Here is a 25548-nt window from a genome sequence, read left to right on the forward strand (position 1 = left end):
TAAAAAAGAATAAAGAAATTTATTCTTTTTTATTATACAAAACGATGAAATAATATTTCAAAATAAAAAAAGATTAAATTAATACTTGAAATAATAATTCTTTTAAGTTATAATGACTACGTTATCAGGAAATAATATTTCGGAAGGATAAAAAATGTACGGTTTTTCAATTTTTATGAATAGGGACTTGGATGAAAAGGACTATTTATATATTGACAAGATGACTAATCATGGTTTTAAAGGGATTTTCACATCGATGCATATTCCCGAGGATGAAGCAAGTCTATATAAAAAAAGGCTAATAGACTTAGGAACAGCTGCTAAAAAGAATCATTTGAAACTTATGGTTGATATTTCAGGTCAAGCTTTAGAAAAAGCTGGATTTTCTATTGATAGAGTAGAAGAACTTCAAGAACTTGGAGTAACTGGACTCAGAATGGATTATCATATCAGCAATGAGACAATTGCGCAAGTTAGTCAAAAAATGACTGTCAGTCTAAATGCCAGTACAATTAGGCAAGAAGATATTGACGAGTTAAAAGAAAACAAGGCAAACTTTAATCAGCTTGAAGCCTGGCACAACTATTACCCAAGACCAGAAACAGGCCTTTCTTGGGAGAGCTTTCTTAGAAAAAATGAATTTTTGAAAAGAAATTCATTTAAAGTTATGGCCTTTATTCCGGGAGATGATGCTCTACGCCATCCTTTATATGAAGGATTACCAACCCTTGAAGCGCACCGCTATCAACATCCACTCTCTTCCTTACTTGATATGGAATCTCTAAATATAGATCATATTTATGTTGGGGATGGAGGCTTAAAAGCAAGAACAGCTTGGCAGATGAACCAATATCTTCAAGAGGGGGAACTTGTATTGCAAGCAACCCAAGCAACAAGTGATTTTGCTAAAGTCCTCGGTGAGCATGAAAATAGACAAGATAATGCTAGAGATGTGGTCCGCAGCACTCAGGCCCGGTTCAATGAAATTTCTGAAATAAGTCCAGAAAATACAATTGAGAGAAAAAAAGGCTCAATTACTATTGATAATTTTGAATATGGGCGTTATATGGGTGAAATTCAAATTACTAAAAGAAATTTGCCAGCAGATAAAAAAGTAAATGTTGTGGGAAATATTATTAAAGAAGATTTGGAACTTATTTCTTTTATTGGCCCAGGACAAAAATTTAAAATAGAAAAAGAGAAAAATAATGATTGATTTATCAACACTAACAACAGAACGACGAAATAACGAAACCTTTAATCTTGACCAAATGACTGTCGCAGAAGCGCTTATTAAAATGAATAATGAAGATAAAAAAGTTGCTTTTGCAGTTGAAGAAGCACTTCCAAGTATTGAAACAGTTATTTCATCAGCGATTGAAGCTTTTAACAAAGGCGGCCGTTTGATTTATATGGGTGCTGGAACAAGTGGTCGTTTAGGTGTACTTGATGCCGCTGAATGTGTCCCAACCTTTGGCGTACCAGCTACACAAGTGATTGGTTTAATTGCCGGTGGTGACAAAGCAATGACGGTTGCTGTCGAAGGGGCTGAGGATAGTCTTGAACTTGGAAGACAAGATTTGATTGATTTGAAGTTGAATGAGAACGACCTTGTTTTAGGAATCGCTGCCAGTGGTCGGACGCCTTATGTAATTGGAGCTTTAGATTACGCTAAAGAAATTGGTGCTAAAACGGCAAGCCTTTCTTGCAATCTTAATGCTGAAATTTCAAAACATGCCGAATTTCCAATTGAAGTTGATTGTGGACCAGAATTTTTAACAGGCTCAACAAGATTAAAATCGGGAACAGCTCAAAAATTAATTTTGAATATGATTTCAACAATTTCAATGATTGGGATTGGTAAAGTTTATAATAACTTGATGGTCGATGTTAAACAAACAAATGAAAAATTAGTTGAGCGTAGTAAGCGCATCATCATGCAAGCGACAGATTGTACTTATGAAGAAGCCGAAGAAAAATTCATTGAAGCCGATCAAGATGTTAAACTTGCAATTGTCATGCTATTAACTGATTGTGCAGCAGAAGAAGGAAAAGCCAAGCTTGTTAGAGCGAATGGTTTTGTGAAAAATACTCTGAATTAAGAATTTACCTTTTAAGGTAGGAGAAGGAGCAAAAATGGCAGAAGAAAAAATAGCTCGTATTGCACGAGAGATTTATGAAAATGTTGGTGGAACACAAAATGTAAAAAAATTGATTCATTGCATGACTCGTGTTCGGATGACCATTATTGATGATTCAAAAGTTAACTTAGCTGGTTTAAAGGCAATCGATGGAGTGATGGGTGTCGTTGAAGATGAAACACTACAAGTTGTCATCGGACCTGGAACTGTAAATAAAGTTGCTCAAGCAATGGTTGAGACAGTTGGGGTAAGGTTAGGAGAGACTTTCCCAAGTGCTGAAGGTCAATCAATTGATGATTTAATGGCAAAAACAAAATCGGAAGCTAAAGAAAAATATAATAAGCCTTCAAAGTTTAAAGCAGTTCTTAATACAATTTCTAAAATATTCGTTCCATTGATTCCTGCTTTTGTTGGTGCCGGTTTGATTGGTGGGCTGGCCTCTGTTTTAGGGAACTTAGTCACTGCTGGTACCTTAGATGCCGCAACATGGACCCAATTTATTACCGTCTTAAAAATTATTCAATCTGGAATTTTTTCTTACTTAGCCATCTATGTCGGAATTAATTCAGCTCAAGAATTTGGAGCGACACCTTCGCTTGGTGGAGTTATCGGTGCGGTTTCCTTGCTCACAGGAATGAACCCAGAAGCGCCATTAAAAAATATCTTTAATGGAAGTGCACTTTCGGCAGGACAAGGTGGAATTATTGGCGTAATTTTCGCTGTTTGGTTACTATCGATTTTAGAAAAACAACTCCGCAAATTTATTCCTGACTCAATTGATATTATTGTGACACCAACCATTGGTTTATTGGTCATTGGTTTTGCGGAGATTTTTGCCATTATGCCGGTAGCGGGAGTTATTTCTTCAAGTTTAGTCGGGGCAATTAACTTTATTCTTCAAGTTGGTGGTGGTTTCTCTGGCTTTGTTTTGGGTGTACTTTTCTTACCAATGGTTATGTTTGGTTTACACCAAATCTTAACCCCTATTCATTTAGAAATGATTGCTAAAACGGGTTCAACACAATTATTGCCAATCCTTGCAATGGCTGGAGCTGGTCAAGTTGGTGCTGCAATTGCGCTTTGGCTTCGTTTGAGAAAAGATAAAGAATTTGTCGAACTTGTAAAAGGTGCTCTCCCAGTAGGGATTTTAGGAATTGGTGAACCTTTAATTTATGGGATTACCTTACCACTTGGTCGTCCATTCATCACTGCCTGTATCGGTGGGGGGATTGGTGGTGCAATCATCGGTTCATTAGGTCAAGCTGGAGCCATTGCTATTGGCCCTTCAGGCCTTGCCCTCCTTCCGCTTATTGCCAATGGCAAATGGTGGGTTTATCTTCTTGGACTATTGGGTGCTTATATTGGTGGATTTATTGCTACTTATCTCTTTGGTATTCCTAAAGATGCAAAAGAAAAAGCAGATAATTATGGAAAATCAGTCCAAATGGAAACTATTCAACCTACTTTACGGGTTGTGACAACTCCAGAATTTTCTAGTTCGACAATCGCATCACCACTTGAAGGGAATGTGAAAGAACTTTCTACAATTGAAGATGAAGTTTTCTCAAGCGGAATGTTGGGTAAAGGAGTAGCCATTGAACCAGATAATGGAGATGTCGTTTCGCCCGTCAATGGACTTGTTACGACAGTTTTTCCAACTAAGCACGCGATTGGTTTGACTAGTGATGACGGTGTTGAAATTCTAATTCATATCGGAATGGATACTGTTGGCTTAAATGGTGAAGCTTTTGAAAGTTTCGTTAAGCAAAATGACCGTGTCAAAAAAGGTGATTTATTGGTAAGAGCAGATCTTTCAAAAATAAAAGCGGCAGGTTTACCTATAATTACACCTGTGGTGATCACAAATTCTGATACTTATCGAGAAATCATTGTCAGCCATGATGGAAAAATAAGTAAGGGTCAAGAGATTATAACAGTTAAAGCATAAAAGTTAGAGGTTGGTTTATACCAACCTCTTTGTTATAATTAAAGAAGAACGGAGAGGTTAAATGGATACTTTACTTATCATTAGGCAAAATTATTCTAACTTTACGACAGTTGAGAAAAAAATAGCTGACTATATTTTTGAAGTCGGAGAGAAAATGCTAGTAAAAAGTGCGCAAGAAGTGGCTGGAGAAATTGGTAGCTCCTCTGCGGCTTTAGTAAGATTTTCCAGAAAGTTAGGTTATGATGGATTCTCTCAGTTTAAACAAAAATTGAGTGCCTCGTATGCTGCTCACGTAGACGATGAAGAATACTACAAGGAAGTAAATGATTCAGAAACGCCTACTTCAATCAAGAATAAACTCAAAGTCCGGGTAAATCACATGGTAGAGACGACAAATTCTGCTCTATTGGATGATGAAATTATGGAAGCTGTGTCTTCAATTGATGATGCTGAGAATATCTTTGTTTTTGGAATTGGAGCATCTTCAATGGTTGCTCAGGACATTTTTCAAAAGTTTAGTCGAATTGGCAAGCAGGTTATCTTTATTCAAGATGCCCATTTATTTGTTTCCTCTCTTTCTGTTTCTAATAAAAAAACAATCTTCATTGGAATTTCAATGAAGGGAGAAACAAAAGAAGTTTTGGAACTTGCAAGGGTGGTGAAAAATATGAAAATCCCCATTATTGCAATTACTTCTCGGGAAAATTCAAGCTTAGGACAAATGGCTGATTGTATTCTTCGTTCTGTTTCTGGTGAGGATTACCAAATGCGGACTGCTGCAACAATGAGTTTGATGGCTCAGCTTTATGTTGTTGACATTCTTTTTTATATGTATGTATCAGAGCATTTTACAGAAAGTTATGACAAGTTGGAAAAAACACGCGATGCTATAAAATTATTAGAAAAAAAGTGACAGGATTGAAATTTATGAATGATGAGTTGATTTCTGCAATTTTTTTCACAATGTGATAAAATAGACCATGTAAAAGATGGACTGAAGTCCAAAATTTAAGAGGCATAAACGCCTTATAAGGAGAATTAGAATGTCACGTAAACCAATTATCGCTGGTAACTGGAAAATGAACAAAACTTTGTCAGAAGCACAAGCTTTTGTTGAAGCTGTAAAAAATAACTTGCCTTCATCTGATAAAGTTGAATCAGTTATCGGTGCACCTGCACTTTTCCTCGCTCCTATGGCTTACCTTCGTCAAGGTTCAGAATTGAAACTTGCTGCTGAAAATAGCTACTTTGAAAATGCTGGAGCATTCACTGGTGAAAATAGTCCAGCTACTATCGTTGATTTAGGTGTTGAATACATCATCATCGGTCACAGCGAACGTCGTGAATATTTCCACGAAACTGACGAAGACATCAACAAAAAAGCAAAAGCAATCTTCGCTGCTGGAGCAACTCCAATCCTTTGTTGTGGTGAAACTTTGGAAACTTTTGAAGCTGGTAAAACAGCTGAATGGGTTTCAGGTCAAATCGAAGCTGGTCTTGCTGGTTTGAGCGCTGAACAAGTTTCTAAAATGGTTATTGCTTATGAACCAATCTGGGCAATCGGAACTGGTAAAACTGCAACAAACGAAATTGCTGACGAAACTTGTGGTGTTGTTCGTTCAACAGTTGAAAAACTTTACGGAAAAGAAGTTTCAGAAGCTGTACGTATCCAATACGGTGGTTCAGTTAAACCTGAAACAATCGAAGGATTGATGGCTAAAGAAAACATCGACGGTGCCCTCGTTGGTGGAGCATCACTCGAAGCTGATAGCTTCCTTGCATTGCTTGAAATGTACAAATAATTTTATAATTATGGGTTGAATAAAAGTACTGACAATTGTGTCAGTGCTTTTTTCGAGCTTTTTTGAACTTTTGTCCTTTAATATTTTGTTAAAATAAAGAGATGATAGATTAGTTAGGGGAGAAAAATGTGTACTAGTTTTCAAATGCACTCACGTGATGGCGGATTAATGTTTGCTCGAACAATGGATTGGCGAGCCTTTGAGGCAAGTCCTATGAATCTACCAAGAGGTTATCAGTGGCAAAGCGTCTACAATGGTCAAACAATCGAGAATACCTATGCAGTATTAGGTGTTGGAGCACGCAAAGCACGTCCGCATGTGGATTTATCCGATGGGGTCAACGAGTTTGGTCTGGCAGCTCAAAAACTAACGTTTTCAAATCACTCAGAATATGCTGACGAAGCAGTCAGCGGAAAAATTCAGCTGGCTGGCTTTGAATTAGTGCTTTGGATTTTGGGAAATTGTCGTTCAGTGGCAGATTTACGGGAAAAGATTTCCAATGTTCAGCTCATGACAGATTTATTTTCCACCTATAAATTTGGCCGTAATGACTTACATTTCTCTGCAACCGATCCTACAGGTATGATGGTCAATATTGAACCACGGGGAGGGCAACTGGTAATTATTGATAATCCAGTAGGTGTTGTGACCAATGCCCCAAAATTTGAGCGTGAAGTAGAAAAATTAGCGACTTATATGGATATAAAACCACTGACCAGCCTGTCAGTAAATCCGTCAAACCCCAATCGTATTTCGAGTGGTAATTTTTCAGGAAAACCTGTGTTTCCAGGAGGTTTTACTCCAACTTCACGTTTTATGCGGGCAGCGATTTTCAAAGAGCGAGCGATATTTCCAGCAGATGAGCAAGAAAATGTTATTGAAACATGGCACATATTAGATGGCGTAACTGTTCCTAAATCCGATGGTCGCTCGGATACCTATACCATTTATCGAAGCGCTGTTGCGGTGGACAGCCGTACCCTTTATTTCCAACGTTATGATGATTTAGGAGTGAGCACCTTTCAGTTTCCAGAAAAAATAGGTTAATAGAAAAACTTATTCTAAGGAAGTACATTAAATATATTTGAGTTTTTTTATAGATATGTTAAAATGAAATGATAACATTACTATAACATGTAAATAGGATAATAAAATTTAATGAACATTTTTAGAAAAAAGCCTTTTTCAATGGAGAATGAAAAATTGGAGAGGGTTCGTCGTTTAAATAGCATGGACCTTGTCTTTTTAGGATTAGGCAGTATGGTAGGGACCGGAGTTTTCACTTTAACTGGGCGAGCTGCGGCAACAGTTGCAGGCCCCTCCTTGATTGTTTCGATTATCGTTGCATCAGTTGCCATTGGGTTTTCTGCGCTAATCTTCTCGGAATTTGCCTCGCGCATCCCTGCACAAGGCGGACCATATGGCTATTTGTACACTCTTTTTGGTGAATTTCCTGCTTGGATTGCTGGAACACTCTTGATGATTGAATTTTTCACGGGGCTTTCTGTCACGGCTAGTGGATGGGGGTCCTACATCAAAGGGTTACTGGGGCTCCATTTGCCTGCTGTCATTAATGGTCCTCTAGGGACAGCGTCCCATTTTTCAATTGATCTTATCCCTGTGCTTATTATTATTGCGATTACGCTTTTGGGTTTTTTAGGAACGCATGCTATGCTCCGTTTTAATCGTGTGTTAGTAGTACTAAAGCTCGTTGCTTTAGCAATTTTTGTTATCGCAGGCTTATTTTTTCTTAATCCTGATAACTGGCAAAATTTTGCACCATTTGGTTGGACCTCGATTTTTAGTGGGAAAGGGATGCTCGCAGGCGCATCTTTGATGTTCATGGCCTTTCTTGGGTTTGAAACCATTTCGGTATCTTCCGAAGAGACGAAAGATCCAGAACATGCCATCCCCTCAGGAATCATGGGCGCATTATTTATTACAGCAATCATTTATATTCTTGTGACATTAGTTTTAACAGGAATGGTCCACTATACTCAGCTCGATGTGTCTGATGTTCTGGCTTTTGCATTACGCTCTGTTGGATTAACGTGGCTTGGCAACATTATCTCAATTGTTGCGCTCTTCACCCTACTCACTGTCGGGATTACTATGTCTTATGCCCTCGTCCAAACCTTGTATGGCATCAGTCGGGATGGTCTACTCCCTAAAAAATTAAGTCGCTTATCTGGGAAATATCGTGTTCCCAAAAACGCTATTCTCTTGATGGGAATTCTTGCAATGCTAGTGACAGGCCTTTTCTCTATTGAACGTCTCTCAGGTTTTTTTAATCTGTGTACCCTTCTTTATCTGATGATGCTTGCAGTAGGAATTATAAAGTTACGGCATGATTATGGAGAACCAGAAGAAGGCGAATTCCGTACCCCTTTTGTTCCTTTTTTACCAATCGTTTCATTGTTAATTAGCTTTGGGCTGTTACTGAATTATGATTGGATAACTTGGTTTGTCTTAATCATCTTGCTGCTGTTAGCCACTCTCTTTTATTTTGGCTATAGCTATCGCCATTCACATTTAAAAAATGAGGACTGAAAGGTCCTTTTTATCATCCTAAAACAGATACTCTTATAGCCTTTTTCTGATATAATGAAGCTATGCAATTTATGATTTTCGTAGGCGCGGCTGTTACGCTCGTCTTTAATATTCCCTATGCTTGGGCAACTGTGACGGGCCGTGTTCGTCCCAATAAAGTTTCTTGGTTACTCTGGTCGATTGCACCAGCAATCGGTTTTTTTGCTGCTCTTTCTAAAGGATGGAGTTGGGGCCAGTTTCCTGTACTGATCTCCTTTTCTTCCACAGCACTTATTTTTCTATGTTCATTTATTAATCGCAAAGCCTATTGGGCTATAGGACGATTTGATTTCATTTGTGGCGTAGTTTCTCTATTAACACTAATTGTATGGGCCATGACAAAAAATCCAAATCTTGCAATAGCCTTAGCAATAGTCGCAGATATTTTAGCTTCGGTACCTACCCTTGTTAAATCTTGGCAGTATCCAGAAACAGAGTCGTGGGAGCCATTTGCTGCAGGTGTTTTTAATGCTGCAACAAGCTTTTTTGCAATGTCAATCTGGAATTTTACAAGCCTCGCCTTTCCAATTTATTTGATGGTGGTTAATGGCCTGCTTGCAATTATCGTATTACGAAAAAAATGGATGAAAGGGGCAAATCATGAGCTATCCCGTTGAATCAGCCTATGTGCACATTCCTTTTTGTTCACATATTTGTTATTATTGTGATTTTGCTAAGGTGTTAATGCAAGGTCAACCAGTTGATGAGTACCTTGAGGCTTTGATTGAAGAATTTCGAGGCTACCAGATTAAAAGGTTAAAAACTCTTTATATCGGTGGAGGGACACCAACTGTTTTAAGTGCGCCCCAGCTTGAGCGCCTCCTAAGTGCCTTAGCAGCTGAAATAGATCTCGAAGAATTAGAGGAATTTACCGTCGAAGCTAACCCAGGAGATTTATCCGATGAAGTTGTAGAAGTTTTAGCGTGTTCAGCGGTCAATCGAATCTCTTTAGGTGTGCAAACTTTTGACAATAAACTTTTAAAGAAAATTGGACGGACGCATACTGAAGCCCAAGTTTACGACTCTATTGAAAAGTTAAAAAAAGCTGGTTTTGAAAATATCACGATTGATCTGATTTATGCCTTGCCAGGCCAGACAATGGAGATGGTCCGAAGTGATGTTGAGAAATTCTTAAGTTTGAATTTACCCCATGTCGCGCTCTATAGTTTAATTTTAGAGGATCATACCGTGTTTATGAACCGGCAGCGACGAGGACTTTTACGTCTACCAAATGAAGACAAGAATGCGGATATGTATGAATATATCATGGCAGTTTTATCTGAGCATGGTTTTAACCATTATGAGGTTTCAAATTTTGGGAAACCAGGCTATGAAAGTAAACATAATTTAACTTACTGGAACAATGCAGAGTATTATGGTGTGGGAGCTGGGGCTTCTGGTTATTTAGAAGGGATCAGATATAAAAATCATGGTCCCGTCCATCATTATCTCAAGCAAGCTCCTACAAAAAAAAGAATCCATGAAGAAGTGTTGAGTAAAAAATCGCAAATTGAAGAAGAAATGTTTCTTGGTCTCCGTAAAAAATCTGGTGTCCTCGTCGAAAAATTCGAATCAAAATTTGGTCTTTCTTTTAACAAACTTTATGGACAAAAAGTTTCTGATCTAATCAACCAAGGCTTGCTATTTGATGATAAGTCTTGCATTCATATGACGGATAAAGGGTTTGAATTAGGAAACAATGTTTTTGAAGCATTTCTTTTAGATGAGGGACAAGTGGATTAATGCCAGCAAAGATGATGCGTAAACTTAAAATTTTTGTTACAATATAGTTAATGAAACCTAAAATGAGACGTAAACTAAAGAAGTTAGGTGCGCTTGTATTTTTGGCAATCATGCTTTCAATGATTGCTTTGCTTGGGTTGGTCCGAATTCGGCCTGTGGAGCTTAAAGAGTCGTCAGAACCAAAGATTGTGGTCAATCATGTCTTAGACCAAAAAGTGTTAGACTTGAATAAACCAGTAGTTGATTTGTCGGGTTGGCAGCCGCCGAAAGACATTGACTATAATACGCTTAGTCAACAAGTTATTGGCGCGGTCATTCGGGTAAATGGCTCATACGGTCATGCAGATAATTCGGCCAATAAAGATGGGGAAGACACAGCTTACAAAACCCATATTAAATCTTTCCAAGAACGGGGGATTCCAGTTGCCGTTTATGCTTTTGTAACTGGGGAAACAGAAGCAGAAATGCGTAAACAAGCAAGAGATTTTTACAAACGTGCCAGTCCTTTTCATCCTACTTATTATTGGTTGGATGTAGAAGTGACCAATATGAAAAATATGAACGGTGGGATTGAAGCTTTTCGTTCAGAATTAGAAAAGCAAGGGGCAGAAAATATTGGGATTTATGCTCAAGATTGGTTTATTAAAGAACATCAGATTAATGTCGATAAGTTTGAAGCCATTTGGATTGCGGCCTACGGTCGTAATACAGGGGTTTGGGACGCCTCGCCAGAGACTAGCTTAAGCTATGGGATGCAACAGTATACTGATCAGGGAAGCCTACCAGGTTTTGATGGAAATCTGGATTTGAATATGGTGCTTAATCAAGAAAACTACGACAAGCTGTTTAAAGATAAGTAAAAAAACACTTCTCTTTCGAAAGGAAAGGTGTTTTTTTCTTATAGGCTTGATGAAAAATTTTTGCTATAATAAAGCAAAAGTGTAAAGAAGGAGAAAGAATGTTAGATCAATATACCCGCCCAACGAAAGATGAATATTTTAAAGAAATTGTGCAAGTGGTTGCAAAGCGTTCAACTTGTACCCATGCTCAAGTAGGAGCCTTATTAGTAAGTCCTAATGGACAGCTCCTCTCAACGGGGTATAACGGTGCGGTTTCCGGCATGCCCCATTGTACAGATGTAGGCTGTACAGAAGATAAATATGGGCACTGTGTAGCGACGGTCCATGCAGAGCAAAATGCAATCGCACAAGCGGCAAAACATGGAGTTTCTCCTGAGGGTGCTATCCTTTATACGACACTTTTTCCTTGTCTTGCTTGCTTAAAATTAGTGGTTGCGGCTGGTGTTAAAGAAATTAAGTACATTGATGAATATCATGCAAAAGATCCATATGAGGAGTTGCTGATTAGCACATTGGGGATTGCCTGCCAACAAATATAAGAACTGGACTTTTATGAAATCTGTTCTTTCAAAAAGAGTGAGTTATGAAAATCACTCTTTTTTTTGCTAAAATAGAGGGCGAGGTTAATAAAATGGGTTTAAAATATCAACAAAAATACCGGGTACCTTTCTATGAAAGTGATGCCTTTCAAAAAATGAGACTTTCGAGCATTCTTGCAGTCGCGCTACAAATTTCGGGTGAGCAGTCTACGGAGCTTGGGCGCTCAGATGTCTGGGTATCAGAACACTATGGCTTGTTTTGGGCAGTGATTGAGTATGATGTAAAAATCACTCGTTTTCCAATGTTTAACGAAGAAATTACAATTGAGACTGAAGCAACAAGTTATAATAAATTCTTTTGTTATCGTCGTTTTGCTTTTCTTGACTCCCAAGGTGAAGTAATGTTAGAGATTGCTTCCACCTGGGTTTTGATGGATAAAGAGACACGTAAGATTGAGCGTGTTCTTGATGATATTGTCGATCCTTATGCATCGGAGAAAATATCAAAAATATTGCGCCCACACAAGTTTAAAAAAAGAGAAGCGTTTGAGAACCCTACCCTTATGACTTACCCTGTCCGTTTTTCAGCTTTGGACATGAATGGGCACGTCAACAATGCAAAATATTATGATTGGGCAGCGGATATGGTCGATTTTGAATTTAGAAAAAGTCACGTGCCGTCCCGCATTTTTATCAAATATAACCATGAAGTGCTGTATGGTGAAGAGATTCATGCTGCAATGAGTTGGGAGGGGGATGTGAGTCATCATAATTTCAATGAGGGGTCGACTCAAATCGAAATTCATTGGACAGAGCATACTGCTTCTCATCCGTTTTAATGACGGTTCTGTCAGTAAAAGTTTGAGCTGTAAAGCTTACTGACAGACTGATCAGTAAGCTCAATGAGTAGTTTAGAGAGAAAACAAAATGACAAATAAAAAATATAAAGGTTACTTGATTGATTTGGATGGTACGATTTACCTTGGAAATCAACGAATTCCTGCGGGTGAACGGTTCATTCATCGGCTGCAAGAACAAGAAATTCCCTATCTTCTATTAACAAATAACACGACAAAAACACCTGAAGTTGTTCAAAAAAGATTGCGTCGGCAATTCGATATCGAAACTCCTTTAGAAACAATTTACACGGCAAGTTTAGCGACTGTAGATTATATGAATGACTTGGGGCTTGAAAAAACTGTCTATATTATTGGGGAAGACGGCTTAAAAGAAGCGATTTATGAAGCAGGCTACAAAAAAGAGCGTGAAAATCCGGCTTATGTTGTTGTCGCTTTGGATACAGATCTGACTTACGAAATGCTTGTTTTAGCGACTTTAGCCATCCAAAAAGGGGCGAAGTTCATCGGAACAAATCCTGACTTGAATTTACCAAACGAGCGAGGGTTAACGCCTGGGGCAGGCTCTTTAATCAAGATGCTCGAAGCTGCGACGCGGGTTGAAGCCACCATTATAGGAAAACCTGCGTCCATTATTGCCGATAAGGCAGTCGAAAAATTAGGGTTACCCAAATCGGACTTGGTGATGGTCGGGGATAATTATCTGACGGATATCCATACTGGGATTGATAATGGGATTGATAGTTTATTGGTTACTACTGGATTTACAAAAGCCGAAGAAGTACCTCATTTACCAATTGCACCAACTTATGTGGTTGCAAGCCTGGATGAATGGGACGTTTAAAATATCATAACAAATGAGTCTTCTTTAAGTTTACTGACAGCGTCGTCAGTAAATTCTGCCGAATAAATAAGAACAAGGAGTCAATATTGCGCGATAGACTGATTTTTGGATTGACCATCTTGTGGGTGATTGCTCTCTCTGTGAGCCTTACAATTTTTATAGCGATACCCTTGTTTGGTGCGGAAATGTCATGGTATGCTTTAGCAGATGTCGCTAAAATGAGTGCCGCTAAACTCTGGGAAAATTATTTGGCATTGATGAATTATCTCATTAACCCTTTTGTGGGACATCTCCATATGCCAGACTTTCCCTCCTCTCCTTCTGGCTTGCAACATTTTACAGAAGTCAAGCGCTTGTTCATGATTGCCTTTGGCTTGAGTCTTATTTTGATACCGGCCTTTGTGTATTTTTTAAAAGAGCATCTTTTATTGGTTTTTCATAATGGTTTACGCGTGGTAATGCTTTTTCCTTTGGCAATCGGGGGCGTTGCTTGGTTGATTGGTTTTGATCGTTTCTTTGTCGCTTTTCATGAATTGCTTTTTAGAAATGATGCTTGGCTTTTTGATCCTACGACAGATCCGATCATTAATGTTTTACCAGAACAATTTTTCATGCATACATTTTTAGTTTTTCTTCTGGTTTATGAACTTATCTTCTTCATGATGTATCATCGAGGAACATTATTTATGAAAAGAAAATACTGACCGTCTGGTCAGTATTTTTTAGTGAAAGTTCTGTATTTACGAACAATGCGTGCGTATTTTTTTGAAAAAACCAGCTATTTCTCTGTAAAACCGTTTGTTTATTGTAAAATGATTAAGGAAGGTTGGGCAGACAGAGATTTTTTAAATCGCCTAACTAGTGAAACCTCAAGCGGTTTGGTCGGTCTTCTGTAAATCAAAAATGAATTGAGTGTGCGCGAATCCTGTCTAAATTAAGACTGACAGTGCGACACATCATAAGGAGAAATTTCATGAACAACCTCAACTCTGTATTTGACTACGAAGACATCCAACTGATTCCTAACAAATGTATCATCAACAGTCGCTCAGAAGCAGATACGCATGTGACATTAGGCAATTATACTTTCAAATTGCCCGTTGTTCCTGCTAATATGCAAACCATCATTGATGAAGATATCGCTGAAATGCTTGCAAAAGAAGGTTATTTCTATATCATGCACCGTTTTGAAGCAGAAAATAGAGCGGCATTTATTAAAAAAATGCACCAACAAGGTCTGATTGCCTCAATTTCTGTTGGTGTTAAAGCAGATGAACATGCCTTTATTCGTGAAATTTCAGCAGACGCACTCATTCCCGAATTTATTACAATTGATATTGCTCATGGACATGCAGATTCTGTTATTAAAACGATTCAATTGATTAAACGTTTGATGCCACAAACTTTTGTTATTGCTGGAAATGTTGGAACGCCAGAAGCTGTCCGTGAATTGGAAAACGCTGGAGCAGATGCGACTAAAGTCGGCATTGGCCCAGGGAAAGTATGTATCACAAAAGTTAAAACTGGATTTGGTACAGGTGGTTGGCAACTTGCAGCGGTAAAATGGTGTGCTAAAGCAGCAAGTAAACCAGTTATTGCTGACGGCGGAATTCGTACCCATGGCGATATTGCGAAATCAATCCGTATGGGAGCAACAATGGTCATGGTCGGTTCACTTTTTGCTGCACATGAAGAATCACCAGGACAAACTGTTGAACGTGACGGACAACTTTTCAAAGAATATTTTGGTTCGGCTTCAGAATATCAAAAAGGTGAACACAAAAATGTCGAAGGAAAGAAAATTCTCCTTCCTCACAAAGGCTCACTTAAAGATACATTGAAAGAAATGGAAGAAGATCTCCAAAGTTCAATTTCTTATGCTGGCGGTCGTGATTTGTCTGCGCTGACAAAAGTTGATTATGTTGTGGTTAAAAATTCAATTTGGAACGGTGATGCGATTTAAAAATAGGTCATTTTTTGAGTATGGCTTCTTTAACATTTTTATGATAGAATATAATTCTAGAAAAGTTCAGGAGAGATCCTAAACTTATTCTGGATCATCTTATTTATACCTAGAATATGGCTGGGCGTTTCTACCTCGTACCGTAAATGCGAGACAATAAGGAAATTCGATTTTTCACTAAATTTAATTTCTTTTTTTGCGTATTAGAAACGTCCTGTTAGTTTAATAACAGGGCGTTTTTCATCTGTGGGCAACAGCTGAACTAAAAACTGTTTCATCAATTTGTAATGAAAGTGAGCGAGATTCGCTCACCTTTTAATCCTTGTGATTAAAAGCAGTTGCCTCTCAGTAATTTTTCTGAGAGAAAAAATTATAACTAAGGAGAAACTATGAAATTATTAGAAGACCGCATTCATAAAGACGGTCAAGTATTGGGTCAAGACATTCTAAAAGTAGACCGTTTTTTAACTCACCAAGTCGACTATCAGTTGATGAAGGAAATCGGGAAACGCTTTGCTGAGGTTTATGCCAATGCAGGCGTTACAAAAGTCGTAACCATTGAGGCAAGTGGGATTGCACCCGCTTTGTATGCTGCCGAGTCACTCAATGTGCCCTTGATTTTTGCCAAAAAAGCAAAAAATGTCACCATGAATGATGATTTGTTGGTTACAGAAGTTTATTCTTTTACTAAAAAATTGACATCAACCGTTCAAATTTCAAGTAAGTTGCTTGAAGCTGGCGAAAAAGTACTCATTATTGATGATTTTTTAGCCAATGGACAAGCAGCACTTGGCTTGCTGGATTTAATGAAGCAAGCTAAAGCAGAAGTGGTTGGTCTAGGAATAGTAATTGAAAAATCTTTCCAAGACGGTCGTCAAAAACTCCTTAATGAAGGAATGAATCTCACAAGCCTTGCCCGCATTGAGAAATTTGAAAATGGTAAAGTTATTTTCGCCCCAGCTGATGATTCAGCATTTGATAAAAATTAAGAAGTATCACTAAAAAGAAGAAATTAAGGAAAATCAGAACATGTTTCACAAAAATGAACAAAGCAACTCGAAGTCAGCCATTCTGGGGCTTCAACACCTTTTAGCAATGTACTCCGGTTCTATCTTAGTTCCCATTATGATCGCAGGAGCTTTAAATTATTCGGCAGCGCAACTGACCTATCTTATCTCAGCAGATATATTTATGTGTGGATTAGCGACGTTTTTACAACTTCAGCTACGCAAGCATTTTGGGATAGGTCTTCCAGTAGTATTAGGAGTAGCTTTTCAGTCTGTAGCTCCATTGATTATTATTGGACAAAGTCATGGTTCAGGAGCTATGTTTGGCTCCCTGATGGTCTCGGGTGTGTTCGTGATTTTAATTTCAGGAATTTTTTCAAAGATTAGAAAATTATTTCCACCTATTGTGACAGGTTCTGTGATTACAACTATTGGTCTAAGCTTGATTCCTGTTGCCATCGGGAATATGGGAGATAATGCGGCAAAACCAACACTTCAAAGTGTTATTTTAGCCCTCTCAACCATCTTAATTATTTTACTTATTAATATTTTTTCTAAAGGCTTTATTCGCTCTATTGCTATTTTGATTGGGCTTGTAGCAGGAACAGTCCTCGCTGCAAGTATGGGCTTAGTTGATTTCAACGTCGTTAGTCAAGCTCCTTGGGCACATTTACCTCAACCTTTTTATTTTGCAGCTCCTAAATTCTACTTTATGGACTGTCTGATGATGATTATTATTGCTATTGTTTCCTTGGTTGAATCTACCGGAGTTTATCTGGCGCTGGCTGATATCACTGGTGAAGAGCTCGATGAAAAACGCTTGCGTAATGGGTATCGCGCAGAAGGCTTTGCAGTATTTCTTGGGGGAATCTTTAATACCTTCCCCTACACTGGTTTCTCACAAAATGTTGGTTTAGTCCAATTATCAGGGATTAAAACACGCAAACCTCTCTACTTTACTGCAGGTTTCTTGCTAATTCTTGGGTTGATTCCTAAATTTGCGGCTGTTGCTCAATTGATACCTAACCCTGTCTTGGGTGGGGCAATGCTTGTCATGTTTGGAATGGTAGCAACCCAAGGGGTTCGCATGCTTGGTAGTGTTGAGTTTGAGGGGAACCAAAACTTACTTATTGCAGCCGTATCTGTAGCGATGGGAGTTGGTTTTAATTCCAGCAACTTATTTACAGCACTTCCTACTTTTATCCAACCTTTCGTTTCAAATGGGATCGTGATGAGTACCGTATCAGCGATTGCCTTGAATCTTATTTTCAATCATAAAAAGACAAGCGTTGCGGAACATTCAGAAGCAACTCAGGCTGAACCAGTAAAATAAAAAAACTCTATCGTTTGATAGAGTTTTATTTTTTACTGACAGAATGGTCAGTAAAAATTATTTCAATTTATCTTTTTCATAAGTATGGACACGCTCCAAACCAGCAAAATGTTGTTGTCTCAGAGCTTCATATACAATCATACAAGCGCAATTTGATAAGTTCAAAGAACGTACGTGCTCATCATTCATAGGGATGCGGATACATTCATCACGATGCTCATGCATGAATGTTTCGGGCAATCCCGTGTCTTCGCGGCCAAATAAGAAATAATGCTCTTGCTCATTATCTGAGTAATCTACGTCTGAATAGACATGCTCAGCAAATTTACTCACCAAATAGAGCTGGCCATCCGCTGGAATAGAGGTTACGAAGTCCTCCAAATTTTTATGATAAACAATATTAACTTTATCCCAGTAGTCTAAGCCAGCACGCTTGAGGTGCTTATCAGTAATTTCAAATCCAAAAGGTTCGATCAGATGCAAAACGGTGTTGGTTGCAGCACAAGTACGGGCAATATTTCCAGTATTAAAATGGATGCGAGGTTCAAAAAGGGCAATATGATTCATGTTTCACACTTTCTTCTCAAAATAATTAATGACAGCTCCATCAGCAGTTTGAACACAGCTTACAGAGCCATCATTAAGTTTTTAGGGTAAAAAACAAAAAAACTAGACCCCTCGGAGTCAATCTCAGCAAGAAGTCTAGTTGGGGGACTAATTTGCTTTAATCATAACAGGAAAGATTGAAACAAATTAATGTAATTATTATGATAACACTTATTTTTAAATTTGTAAAGAAAAATAATGATATTTTTAATAAAAAATCAACGTTTTTTTATTAATCCCTACAAAAGTTGAAAAATAACCGCTGCTCTGTACTAGACAGAGCGAAAATAGCAAATTTTTGCTATAATAGTAAAAGCAAAATTCAATAAGGGGGCATGATGATTATTGGAATATGGGCAGAAGATGAGCAAGGCCTGATTGGACAAAACGAAAAAATGCCTTGGCATTTACCCGCTGAACAACAACATTTTAAGAAAACCACTATGGGTCAAGCCATCCTTATGGGGCGTAAAACTTTTGACGGCATGCAAAAACGTGTGCTTCCTGGTCGGATCAGTATTGTTCTAACACGAGACCAAAATTACCGTTCTACAGATGAACATGTGCTTATCATGCACAGTCTAGAGGACGTCTTAAAGTGGTATCGCAATCAGGAAAAAGATTTATTCATTACGGGCGGTGCTGAAATTTTAGCACTTTTTGAAAAAGAACTTGAGATACTCTACCGTACTGTTGTACATGGTAAGTTTTCTGGAGATGCTTATTTCCCAGCCTCTTTTGATTTTAAGAATTTTGAGGAAGTTTCAGAAAACTTCCATCGTAAAGATGAAAAAAATCCTTACGACTTTACGATAAAAAAATATAAAAAAGTGAAATAACCATGACAAAATCAATTTTCGGGCTGTTTACAGCAATACTTTGCTGGATTTGCATTATTATTGCCATCCAGTGTTTTCGCAAAAAGCGTTGGGGACTAGGAATGCTTTTTCTCCTCAATGCCTTTACGAATATTGTCAATTCTATTCATGCTTTCCATGGGCTTCTTTTTTAAAAAGAACCTTACATAAAGCAATCAACCCTTTAAGGTTTTTTGTGGATTTCAATGAAGGAAATCCTAGAAATCTTAGAAGTATTTAGGAACAAATTATTATGTCAAATACACAAAATCAAAATATTCATTGCTCATTTTGCGGCAAAAGTCAAGATGATGTGAAAAAAATGATCGCTGGTTCAGATGTGTTTATCTGTAATGAGTGCATTGAGCTTTCAACACGAATTTTAGAAGAAGAACTCAGAGAAGAAAAAGCCTCAGAAATGCTTGAAGTTAAAACACCGCGCGAAATGCTTGAATTACTCAATGCTTATGTAATTGGGCAAGATAAAGCAAAACGTGCTCTAGCAGTCGCCGTCTATAACCATTATAAACGCATTAATTTTTCAGGTAGTGCAAATAAAGAAGAGATTGAACTTCAAAAATCCAATATCTTACTCATTGGACCTACTGGTTCTGGTAAGACTTTTCTTGCTCAAACTTTGGCTAAATCACTTAACGTGCCTTTTGCAATCGCAGATGCGACAAGTTTAACTGAGGCAGGATATGTAGGTGAAGACGTAGAAAATATCTTACTCAAACTCTTACAGGCAAGTGACTTTAATATCGAAAGAGCACAACGTGGGATCATTTATATCGATGAAATCGATAAAATAGCTAAAAAATCCGAAAATGTCTCAATTACACGGGATGTTTCAGGAGAGGGTGTCCAACAAGCTCTTTTGAAAATTATTGAAGGAACAGTAGCAAGTGTCCCCCCTCAAGGTGGTCGAAAACATCCTAATCAAGAAATGATTCAAATAGATACAAAAAATATCTTATTTATTGTTGGTGGTGCTTTTGATGGGATTGAGGAAATTGTCAAACAACGTTTGGGCGAAAAAGTAATTGGTTTTGGGGCGAATAATAAAGCAATCAGTGAGAATGATTCTTATATGCAAGAAATTATAGCAGAAGACATTCAACAATTTGGATTAATTCCAGAATTTATCGGGCGCCTTCCGATCGTTGCTGCACTAGAGCGCTTGACAGAAGAAGACTTGATTCGCATTTTGACAGAACCAAAGAATGCTCTAATCAAACAATACAAGCAATTACTCTCTTTTGATGACGTAGAACTTGACTTTGATAAAGGGGCTTTACATGCTATAGCCAGTAAAGCCATCGCCCGCAAAACAGGGGCTCGAGGCTTGCGCTCAATTATCGAAGAAGTCATGATGGATATCATGTTTGAGGTTCCTAGTGATAAAACAATTAAAAAAGTTGAGATTACTGAGGCGGTTGTCGAAGGAAAAGAAGAACCCAAATTGGTACGCGAGGTTGAGAAAAAATGACAATTAATACGAACAACCTGAAGCTAACCATTTCAGCTGCTTCAAAAAAACAGTATCCAGAAAATGACTGGCCAGAAATTGCACTTGCTGGACGTTCCAATGTCGGAAAATCAAGCTTTATCAATACATTGTTAAATAGAAAAAACTTTGCTCGGACATCTGGTCAACCAGGGAAAACCCAACTTTTAAATTTTTATAATATCGATGACCAAGTTCATTTCGTTGATGTCCCTGGTTATGGCTATGCTCGGGTTTCCAAAAAAGAACGTGAAAAGTGGGGGAAAATGATTGAAGAGTACCTCACTACTCGTGAAAATCTGCGGGCCGTGGTCAGTTTGGTTGACATTCGTCACGAACCCTCCGAAGATGATATCATGATGTATGAATTTTTGAAATATTATCATATTCCGGTGATTCTTGTCGCCACTAAAGCAGATAAAGTCCCTCGTGGTAAGTGGAATAAACATGAGTCAATCATCAAAAAGGCTGTGAAATTTGATAGTACAGATGATTTCATTATCTTTTCATCTGCAGACAAAACTGGTTTTGAAGAAGCTTGGCAAGCAATCATAAAATATCTCTGAAAATAGAGCTATGAAGAGATTCATAGCCTTTTCTACACCTAAAACGAGGCATTATGTATAAAATAAAGCTAAATAATATGAAGTTTAGAGCACATATTGGAGTACTTCCTGAAGAAAAGATACTTGGTCAAAATTTAGAAATTGATCTTATCGTTGAGACCAATTTTACTTATTCTGGTTTGGATGAACTCGAAGATACCCTTTCTTATGTTGATTTTTATGAGGCAACCCGAGAAGTAGTAGAAAACTCCAAGGCTGATTTAATTGAAAAGGTTGCCTATGATATTATTCAAAGGGTTAAAAAAACAACTCAGCGTATTGAAACTGTCGAGGTTCATCTTAGAAAACTTGCAGTCCCCATTGAGGGAATCTTTGATTCAGCAGAAATTGAAATGCGAGGCTAAGCAGTAACTCTAAAGTTACAAGTCATTTTTAGGAATAATGCATGTGGAGGAACTATGCAAACGATTTATTTAAGTTTGGGGAGTAATATTGGCGATCGCCAGTACTATATCCATGAAGCCATCCGTCTCTTAGGAGAACATCCGAAGATTATCGTTGAACAACAATCGCAATTTTATGAAACTTCTCCGGTAGGCGGTGTTAAACAAGACGATTTTATTAATATTGCTCTCAAAATTTCTAGCTTATTAGCTCCCCAAGCCTTATTGGATTTCATCCATGAAGTAGAGTTAAAGCTCAACCGCGAACGTAAAATTCACTGGGGCCCACGCACGATCGATATTGATGTTTTATTCTATGGGGAAGAGGAAATTTTTGAGCAAAATCTAGTGATACCGCACCGAGAGCTTCTTAATCGACTCTTTGTTATGCTTCCATTGTTGGAACTGATAGAACCCCCTTTCAAATATTATCAACTTATCCAAGAAGCGGTAACTAAACTGAATCAAAGTGAACAACATGTGCAAGTAGTTGCAGAGGATCCTACTCCCAGAGGCAGGATTGCTTCTGCGGTCGAGGAAATTTTATTTGCACTCGGGGAAGATCCACACCGTGAAGGACTTCTTGAAACGCCCCAACGTGTGGCTAAAATGTATGAAGAAATCTTGTCATCGCAGCGCTCTTTAAAATTTGAAGCGTATAAACTTTTTAAAATTGAACCCACAGAAGTTGATTCTCCCGTCCTTATCAAAGATATCCCCTTTTATTCGATGTGTGAACACCATATGCTCCCGTTTTTTGGAAAGGTGCATGTAGCCTATATCCCTGATCAGGGAAATATCATTGGCCTTTCGAAAATCCCAAGGCTTGTTGATTACGTTTCACATAAGCTTTCTGTTCAGGAAAATATTACGAGTGAAATTGCAGAGACGCTTGATGAAATTTTGCAACCTAAAGGAGTGGCCGTTGTGGTGGAAGCGCGGCATATGTGCGTGGAGATGCGAGGAGTTAAAAAACTTAACTCAAAAACAAAAACTTCTTACTTCTCAGGAGCCTATGAGAAAGACTTCGTAAAACGAATGGAATTTTTAGAAAGTCTGCTATGAAAATTATAGAATTAAATCAGGAACAATTTTCTTTAAAAAACATCACAATTAAGTTTGAGCAGCTCAACCAAGATGAACATATTTTTCTTTCCCGAGTTTTAAAACGTGTGAGTAGTAAGGTTTTTCTTGATACCAAATCACTCTTAGTATTCCTTGATATTGATGAACTTAGAAATCTACTCCCCTTTTTTAAAGTCGAAGAGCAACGAAGACAATTGGAGCTGATTATCCAACGGCATCAATTAATCTGGTCCTCAGAGCGTTTTCGCTTTGATTTAACCTCCTCTGCGATTGTCTATTCGATTGTCAATGTAACGCCAGACTCTTTCTATGATGGGTCGGTAGATCATCTTCAAGTGGATTATATTTTAAAACGTGTTGAATCAGACTTGGAAAATGGAGCAGCGGTGATTGAGTTGGGTGGCAAATCTTCTCGACCAGGTTATGCAGACATCAGTCCTGAAGAGGAATGGTTAAGGCTTGAAAAACCATTAAAAGCAATTAAACAACATTTTCCTCAGGCAATAGTGGCTATTGATACGGATGAGGCGCTAGTAATGGAGCGTACATTAGATTTAGGCGCCGATATTATCAACGATATTGACGGCTTTGATACTCATGAAAAACTTGAGGTTATTCAAAACTATCGTCCGGCTGTGGTTGCTATGAATAATGGACGAGCAGGATTTAACTTTGCAGAGAATGTTTTTGATGAATTGCCACTGTTTTTCGAAGAAAAAGCAAAAGAATTACGAGCTATAGGCTTGAAGAATGAGCAAATTTGTATTGATCCTGGGGTAGGTTTTTTTAAGGGTGATTCTGGATTAGATAGCGTTCAGCGCTTGAAAGCAACAGAACGCTTAACGCATCTAGGCCTTCCTGTCATGGTTGCGATTTCGCGCAAGTCCTTTATGGAAAGTATCTTTAATGTTGTTTCTAAAGATCGCTTATTTTCAACATTGATGCTTGAAGCTCAGATGATTCTGGATGGTGGTCGGATCTTGCGTGTGCATGATGTGAAAGAGACCAAAGTATTAATTGATGCGGTAAAACGTTACAAGGAGATATGATGGCACATGATCAACTCATTAGGCAGATCCAATCACTAGCTGGAAAAGTGGATCAGCAAAAAATTAATCAGCTTTGCATGCTTTTGAAGGCGACAGATGAAGAACTAAGGGGAAAGCAAAATCCGAAACTTCAGCTTTCTGCAAGTGCTCTTGTTTTTGAAAACAAACGTCTGTTTTTTATCTTGCATCCTTATCAAAAAGAACTGCTCCTACCAGCAGGACATGTAGAGTTAAATGAAACACCTCTACAAGCCGCTGTTCGAGAATTTCATGAAGAAACTGGCTTCTCTGCAAAAGAAACAGGGGATCTGATAGATGTCAATCTCATCAACATTCCTGAGAATTGGGTGCAAAATGAACCTGCTCATCAACATCTTGATTTTCGTTACCGCTTGTTTAAAACAGATAAGAAACCTGCTCGTGCTGAATTGCCCGTGTCATTATTAAAAAAGGAAGATGCGCCTGTCGAATTTCAAGGATATTATGAATTAGAAAAGGGTTAACATGACAATTGAAGAAGCATTAGAATGGATACATTCTCGTTTAAAATTTAATATTCGTCCGGGTCTTAGTCGGGTAGAAGCGCTATTAGATCTTTTGGGTCATCCTGAGGAAAAATTATCAATGATTCATGTGGCGGGTACTAATGGTAAAGGTTCTACCGTCGCCTTTACGCGCTCAATATTTATGGAAGCTGGCTTGAAAGTAGCCTCTTTTACAAGTCCTTTTATTGAAACTTTTGGGGAGCGCATGAGTATTAATGCACAGCCCATTGCTGATGAAAAGTTGATTCAATATGTGCAATTACTTCAGCCGTTAGTTGAGAAACTTGATGCTCAAGAAGAATTATCTGGAATTACAGAGTTTGAAATTATCACAGCGATGGCTTTTAAATATTTTGCTGATGAAGCAGTAGATATCGCTGTTATTGAAGTCGGGCTTGGAGGACTTTTAGATAGTACAAATGTTATTACACCAGTTGTTTCTGGAATTACTACGATTGGATTGGATCATATTGATATTTTAGGTTCCACAATTGAGGAAATTGCCGCACAAAAGGCGGGAATTATTAAACCAGGAATACCTGTTGTCACAGGTAATATTGGCCTTGACGCTTTACGTGTTATCTGGGAAACAGCAAAACAAAAAACAGCACGTGTTTACCAGTACCGTTATGACTACCGTATTGAAATTGAAGCTGATGAAAAGTTTAGTTTCAAAACAGAAGCAGGGGAACTTGAGCATTTAGAGAAATCTTTAAAAGGACTTCATCAAATTGAAAATGCAGCTATGGCTATCGAGCTGGCTTTAGTTTATGCTCATAAGATTGGTTTGCCACTCAGTGAACAAGCAATCCGTTTGGGGATTAAGAAAGCTTACTGGCCGGCTCGTATGGAAAAATTAAGTGATCACCCCCTCATTATTTTGGATGGGGCACATAATGTCCATGCGATGACCCGCTTACTGGAAAATTTAAAAGTTGAATTTCCTAAGAAAAAGTTTAAAATCTTATTCTCAGCAATCACGACTAAAGATATTCGTCAGATGATTGAAATGTTGCAAACAGTTGATCACGCAGAATTAATTTTGACAACTTTTAATTATCCTAAAGCTTTAGCTTTAAATAATTTTACAGACTTAGAGGAAAAAGGTGTGACATTGGCTCCCGATTGGGAAGTAGCATTGGATGGATTACGCCAAGGTTTAAAAGCTGATGAGGTGTTGGTCATTACCGGTTCACTTTATTTTTCTGCTCAAGTGCGTGATTACGTATTGAATTTAGAGGATGAAAGTTAAAAAGATAGTCG

26 protein-coding genes and 1 riboswitch are annotated in these 25548 nt (G+C 38.1%); of the genes, 25 read left to right on the forward strand and 1 reads right to left on the reverse strand.

The window, feature by feature from the left end:
• Positions 1–154 precede the first annotated feature (154 nt).
• The 17 genes from JKP71_RS01885 to JKP71_RS01965 all read left to right on the forward strand — a co-directional run bounded on the left by JKP71_RS01885 (position 155) and on the right by JKP71_RS01965 (position 17626).
• Positions 155–1216 (forward strand): DUF871 domain-containing protein, encoded by a 1062-nt coding sequence (locus JKP71_RS01885; protein ID WP_200406817.1) that lies wholly within the window; start codon positions 155–157, stop codon positions 1214–1216.
• Positions 1209–2102 carry an N-acetylmuramic acid 6-phosphate etherase gene (gene murQ / locus JKP71_RS01890; protein ID WP_200406818.1) on the forward strand — a complete coding sequence of 298 codons (894 nt, stop codon included), beginning with the start codon at positions 1209–1211 and terminating at the stop codon, positions 2100–2102. The genes JKP71_RS01885 and murQ overlap by 8 nt, the downstream gene beginning before the upstream one ends.
• 34 nt (positions 2103–2136) lie before the next feature.
• Positions 2137–4089, forward strand: coding sequence for a glucose PTS transporter subunit IIA (locus tag JKP71_RS01895; protein ID WP_200406819.1), 1953 nt, complete (start codon positions 2137–2139; stop codon positions 4087–4089).
• Between the two features lie 61 nt (positions 4090–4150).
• Complete coding sequence (locus JKP71_RS01900) at positions 4151–5002, forward strand: MurR/RpiR family transcriptional regulator (RefSeq protein ID WP_200406820.1); 852 nt, start codon at positions 4151–4153, stop codon at positions 5000–5002.
• Positions 5003–5132: 130 nt separating this feature from the next.
• Complete coding sequence (gene tpiA / locus JKP71_RS01905; protein ID WP_200406821.1) at positions 5133–5891, forward strand: triose-phosphate isomerase; 759 nt, start codon at positions 5133–5135, stop codon at positions 5889–5891.
• A 126-nt stretch (positions 5892–6017) separates the two neighbouring features.
• Complete coding sequence (locus JKP71_RS01910) at positions 6018–6938, forward strand: choloylglycine hydrolase family protein (RefSeq protein WP_200406822.1); 921 nt, start codon at positions 6018–6020, stop codon at positions 6936–6938.
• A 111-nt stretch (positions 6939–7049) separates the two neighbouring features.
• The gene (locus JKP71_RS01915) at positions 7050–8441 is read left to right on the forward strand and encodes an APC family permease (protein WP_200406823.1); all 1392 of its coding nucleotides are present in this window, start codon (positions 7050–7052) and stop codon (positions 8439–8441) included.
• A gap of 62 nt (positions 8442–8503) precedes the next feature.
• Positions 8504–9097, forward strand: coding sequence for a hypothetical protein (locus JKP71_RS01920; protein WP_200406824.1), 594 nt, complete (start codon positions 8504–8506; stop codon positions 9095–9097).
• Positions 9081–10223: a radical SAM family heme chaperone HemW gene (gene hemW, locus JKP71_RS01925; protein ID WP_200406825.1), complete on the forward strand. Its 1143-nt coding sequence runs from the start codon at positions 9081–9083 to the stop codon at positions 10221–10223. The genes JKP71_RS01920 and hemW overlap by 17 nt, the downstream gene beginning before the upstream one ends.
• Before the next feature lie 62 nt (positions 10224–10285).
• A complete protein-coding gene (locus JKP71_RS01930; protein ID WP_308430916.1) occupies positions 10286–11083 on the forward strand; it encodes a glycoside hydrolase family 25 protein in 798 nt (265 codons plus the stop codon).
• Between the two features lie 98 nt (positions 11084–11181).
• A complete protein-coding gene (locus tag JKP71_RS01935) occupies positions 11182–11622 on the forward strand; it encodes a deoxycytidylate deaminase (RefSeq protein WP_075525788.1) in 441 nt (146 codons plus the stop codon).
• A 92-nt stretch (positions 11623–11714) separates the two neighbouring features.
• A complete protein-coding gene (locus JKP71_RS01940; RefSeq protein ID WP_200406890.1) occupies positions 11715–12461 on the forward strand; it encodes an acyl-ACP thioesterase domain-containing protein in 747 nt (248 codons plus the stop codon).
• An 88-nt stretch (positions 12462–12549) separates the two neighbouring features.
• Positions 12550–13323, forward strand: a complete 774-nt coding sequence (locus JKP71_RS01945) for a TIGR01457 family HAD-type hydrolase (RefSeq protein ID WP_075525789.1) — start codon at positions 12550–12552, stop codon at positions 13321–13323.
• An 86-nt stretch (positions 13324–13409) separates the two neighbouring features.
• A complete protein-coding gene (locus JKP71_RS01950) occupies positions 13410–14027 on the forward strand; it encodes a TIGR01906 family membrane protein (RefSeq protein WP_200406827.1) in 618 nt (205 codons plus the stop codon).
• A 269-nt stretch (positions 14028–14296) separates the two neighbouring features.
• Positions 14297–15286 (forward strand): GMP reductase, encoded by a 990-nt coding sequence (gene guaC, locus JKP71_RS01955; RefSeq protein ID WP_200406828.1) that lies wholly within the window; start codon positions 14297–14299, stop codon positions 15284–15286.
• 79 nt (positions 15287–15365) lie between these two features.
• Positions 15366–15463, forward strand: a riboswitch (purine riboswitch).
• Between the two features lie 212 nt (positions 15464–15675).
• The gene (locus tag JKP71_RS01960; RefSeq protein ID WP_200406829.1) at positions 15676–16275 is read left to right on the forward strand and encodes a xanthine phosphoribosyltransferase; all 600 of its coding nucleotides are present in this window, start codon (positions 15676–15678) and stop codon (positions 16273–16275) included.
• 40 nt (positions 16276–16315) lie between these two features.
• Positions 16316–17626: a nucleobase:cation symporter-2 family protein gene (locus tag JKP71_RS01965; RefSeq protein ID WP_200406830.1), complete on the forward strand. Its 1311-nt coding sequence runs from the start codon at positions 16316–16318 to the stop codon at positions 17624–17626.
• Between the two features lie 57 nt (positions 17627–17683).
• On the opposite strand, the gene JKP71_RS01970 is transcribed toward JKP71_RS01965, so the two are convergent.
• Positions 17684–18193: a tRNA (cytidine(34)-2'-O)-methyltransferase gene (locus JKP71_RS01970; RefSeq protein WP_200406831.1), complete on the reverse strand. Its 510-nt coding sequence runs from the start codon at positions 18191–18193 to the stop codon at positions 17684–17686.
• 377 nt (positions 18194–18570) lie between these two features.
• Here JKP71_RS01970 and JKP71_RS01975 point away from each other — a divergent pair, with 377 nt between their 5' ends.
• The 8 genes from JKP71_RS01975 (at position 18571) to JKP71_RS02010 (ending at position 25537) form a co-directional block, all read left to right on the forward strand.
• A complete protein-coding gene (locus tag JKP71_RS01975; RefSeq protein ID WP_075525795.1) occupies positions 18571–19071 on the forward strand; it encodes a dihydrofolate reductase in 501 nt (166 codons plus the stop codon).
• A gap of 271 nt (positions 19072–19342) precedes the next feature.
• Complete coding sequence (clpX, locus tag JKP71_RS01980; protein ID WP_200406832.1) at positions 19343–20578, forward strand: ATP-dependent Clp protease ATP-binding subunit ClpX; 1236 nt, start codon at positions 19343–19345, stop codon at positions 20576–20578.
• Positions 20575–21162, forward strand: coding sequence for a ribosome biogenesis GTP-binding protein YihA/YsxC (gene yihA, locus JKP71_RS01985; protein WP_075525798.1), 588 nt, complete (start codon positions 20575–20577; stop codon positions 21160–21162). Before clpX ends, yihA begins: the two co-directional genes overlap by 4 nt.
• 53 nt (positions 21163–21215) lie before the next feature.
• Positions 21216–21566 carry a dihydroneopterin aldolase gene (gene folB, locus JKP71_RS01990; RefSeq protein ID WP_200406833.1) on the forward strand — a complete coding sequence of 117 codons (351 nt, stop codon included), beginning with the start codon at positions 21216–21218 and terminating at the stop codon, positions 21564–21566.
• Positions 21567–21620: 54 nt separating this feature from the next.
• The gene (gene folE, locus JKP71_RS01995) at positions 21621–22670 is read left to right on the forward strand and encodes a GTP cyclohydrolase I FolE (protein WP_200406834.1); all 1050 of its coding nucleotides are present in this window, start codon (positions 21621–21623) and stop codon (positions 22668–22670) included.
• Complete coding sequence (gene folP, locus JKP71_RS02000; RefSeq protein WP_200406835.1) at positions 22667–23740, forward strand: dihydropteroate synthase; 1074 nt, start codon at positions 22667–22669, stop codon at positions 23738–23740. The genes folE and folP overlap by 4 nt, the downstream gene beginning before the upstream one ends.
• Positions 23740–24243: an NUDIX domain-containing protein gene (locus tag JKP71_RS02005; RefSeq protein WP_200406836.1), complete on the forward strand. Its 504-nt coding sequence runs from the start codon at positions 23740–23742 to the stop codon at positions 24241–24243. The genes folP and JKP71_RS02005 overlap by 1 nt, the downstream gene beginning before the upstream one ends.
• A 1-nt stretch (position 24244) precedes the next feature.
• Positions 24245–25537 (forward strand): bifunctional folylpolyglutamate synthase/dihydrofolate synthase, encoded by a 1293-nt coding sequence (locus tag JKP71_RS02010; RefSeq protein ID WP_200406837.1) that lies wholly within the window; start codon positions 24245–24247, stop codon positions 25535–25537.
• Positions 25538–25548: the final 11 nt, after the last annotated feature.

Origin of the sequence: Lactococcus taiwanensis (assembly GCF_014905395.1) — a bacterium.
In the GTDB taxonomy this organism is placed as follows: Bacteria; Bacillota; Bacilli; order Lactobacillales; family Streptococcaceae; genus Lactococcus; species Lactococcus taiwanensis.

Excerpts from the sequence above, each read along its gene's own strand:
- JKP71_RS01935 (WP_075525788.1), top strand. The coding sequence starts at position 11,182 with ATGTTAGATCAATATACCCGCCCAACGAAAGATGAATATTTTAAAGAA.
- JKP71_RS01940 (WP_200406890.1), top strand. The coding sequence starts at position 11,715 with ATGGGTTTAAAATATCAACAAAAATACCGGGTACCTTTCTATGAAAGT.
- clpX (WP_200406832.1), top strand. The coding sequence starts at position 19,343 with ATGTCAAATACACAAAATCAAAATATTCATTGCTCATTTTGCGGCAAA.
- folP (WP_200406835.1), top strand. The coding sequence starts at position 22,667 with ATGAAAATTATAGAATTAAATCAGGAACAATTTTCTTTAAAAAACATC.
- JKP71_RS01910 (WP_200406822.1), top strand. The coding sequence starts at position 6,018 with ATGTGTACTAGTTTTCAAATGCACTCACGTGATGGCGGATTAATGTTT.
- JKP71_RS01970 (WP_200406831.1), bottom strand. The coding sequence starts at position 18,193 with ATGAATCATATTGCCCTTTTTGAACCTCGCATCCATTTTAATACTGGA.
- JKP71_RS01975 (WP_075525795.1), top strand. The coding sequence starts at position 18,571 with ATGATTATTGGAATATGGGCAGAAGATGAGCAAGGCCTGATTGGACAA.
- JKP71_RS01930 (WP_308430916.1), top strand. The coding sequence starts at position 10,286 with ATGAGACGTAAACTAAAGAAGTTAGGTGCGCTTGTATTTTTGGCAATC.
- tpiA (WP_200406821.1), top strand. The coding sequence starts at position 5,133 with ATGTCACGTAAACCAATTATCGCTGGTAACTGGAAAATGAACAAAACT.
- JKP71_RS02005 (WP_200406836.1), top strand. The coding sequence starts at position 23,740 with ATGGCACATGATCAACTCATTAGGCAGATCCAATCACTAGCTGGAAAA.
- JKP71_RS01965 (WP_200406830.1), top strand. The coding sequence starts at position 16,316 with ATGTTTCACAAAAATGAACAAAGCAACTCGAAGTCAGCCATTCTGGGG.
- folE (WP_200406834.1), top strand. The coding sequence starts at position 21,621 with ATGCAAACGATTTATTTAAGTTTGGGGAGTAATATTGGCGATCGCCAG.
- murQ (WP_200406818.1), top strand. The coding sequence starts at position 1,209 with ATGATTGATTTATCAACACTAACAACAGAACGACGAAATAACGAAACC.
- hemW (WP_200406825.1), top strand. The coding sequence starts at position 9,081 with ATGAGCTATCCCGTTGAATCAGCCTATGTGCACATTCCTTTTTGTTCA.
- JKP71_RS01900 (WP_200406820.1), top strand. The coding sequence starts at position 4,151 with ATGGATACTTTACTTATCATTAGGCAAAATTATTCTAACTTTACGACA.
- JKP71_RS02010 (WP_200406837.1), top strand. The coding sequence starts at position 24,245 with ATGACAATTGAAGAAGCATTAGAATGGATACATTCTCGTTTAAAATTT.
- JKP71_RS01885 (WP_200406817.1), top strand. The coding sequence starts at position 155 with ATGTACGGTTTTTCAATTTTTATGAATAGGGACTTGGATGAAAAGGAC.
- JKP71_RS01915 (WP_200406823.1), top strand. The coding sequence starts at position 7,050 with ATGAACATTTTTAGAAAAAAGCCTTTTTCAATGGAGAATGAAAAATTG.
- JKP71_RS01960 (WP_200406829.1), top strand. The coding sequence starts at position 15,676 with ATGAAATTATTAGAAGACCGCATTCATAAAGACGGTCAAGTATTGGGT.
- yihA (WP_075525798.1), top strand. The coding sequence starts at position 20,575 with ATGACAATTAATACGAACAACCTGAAGCTAACCATTTCAGCTGCTTCA.
- folB (WP_200406833.1), top strand. The coding sequence starts at position 21,216 with ATGTATAAAATAAAGCTAAATAATATGAAGTTTAGAGCACATATTGGA.
- JKP71_RS01895 (WP_200406819.1), top strand. The coding sequence starts at position 2,137 with ATGGCAGAAGAAAAAATAGCTCGTATTGCACGAGAGATTTATGAAAAT.
- JKP71_RS01945 (WP_075525789.1), top strand. The coding sequence starts at position 12,550 with ATGACAAATAAAAAATATAAAGGTTACTTGATTGATTTGGATGGTACG.
- guaC (WP_200406828.1), top strand. The coding sequence starts at position 14,297 with ATGAACAACCTCAACTCTGTATTTGACTACGAAGACATCCAACTGATT.
- JKP71_RS01920 (WP_200406824.1), top strand. The coding sequence starts at position 8,504 with ATGCAATTTATGATTTTCGTAGGCGCGGCTGTTACGCTCGTCTTTAAT.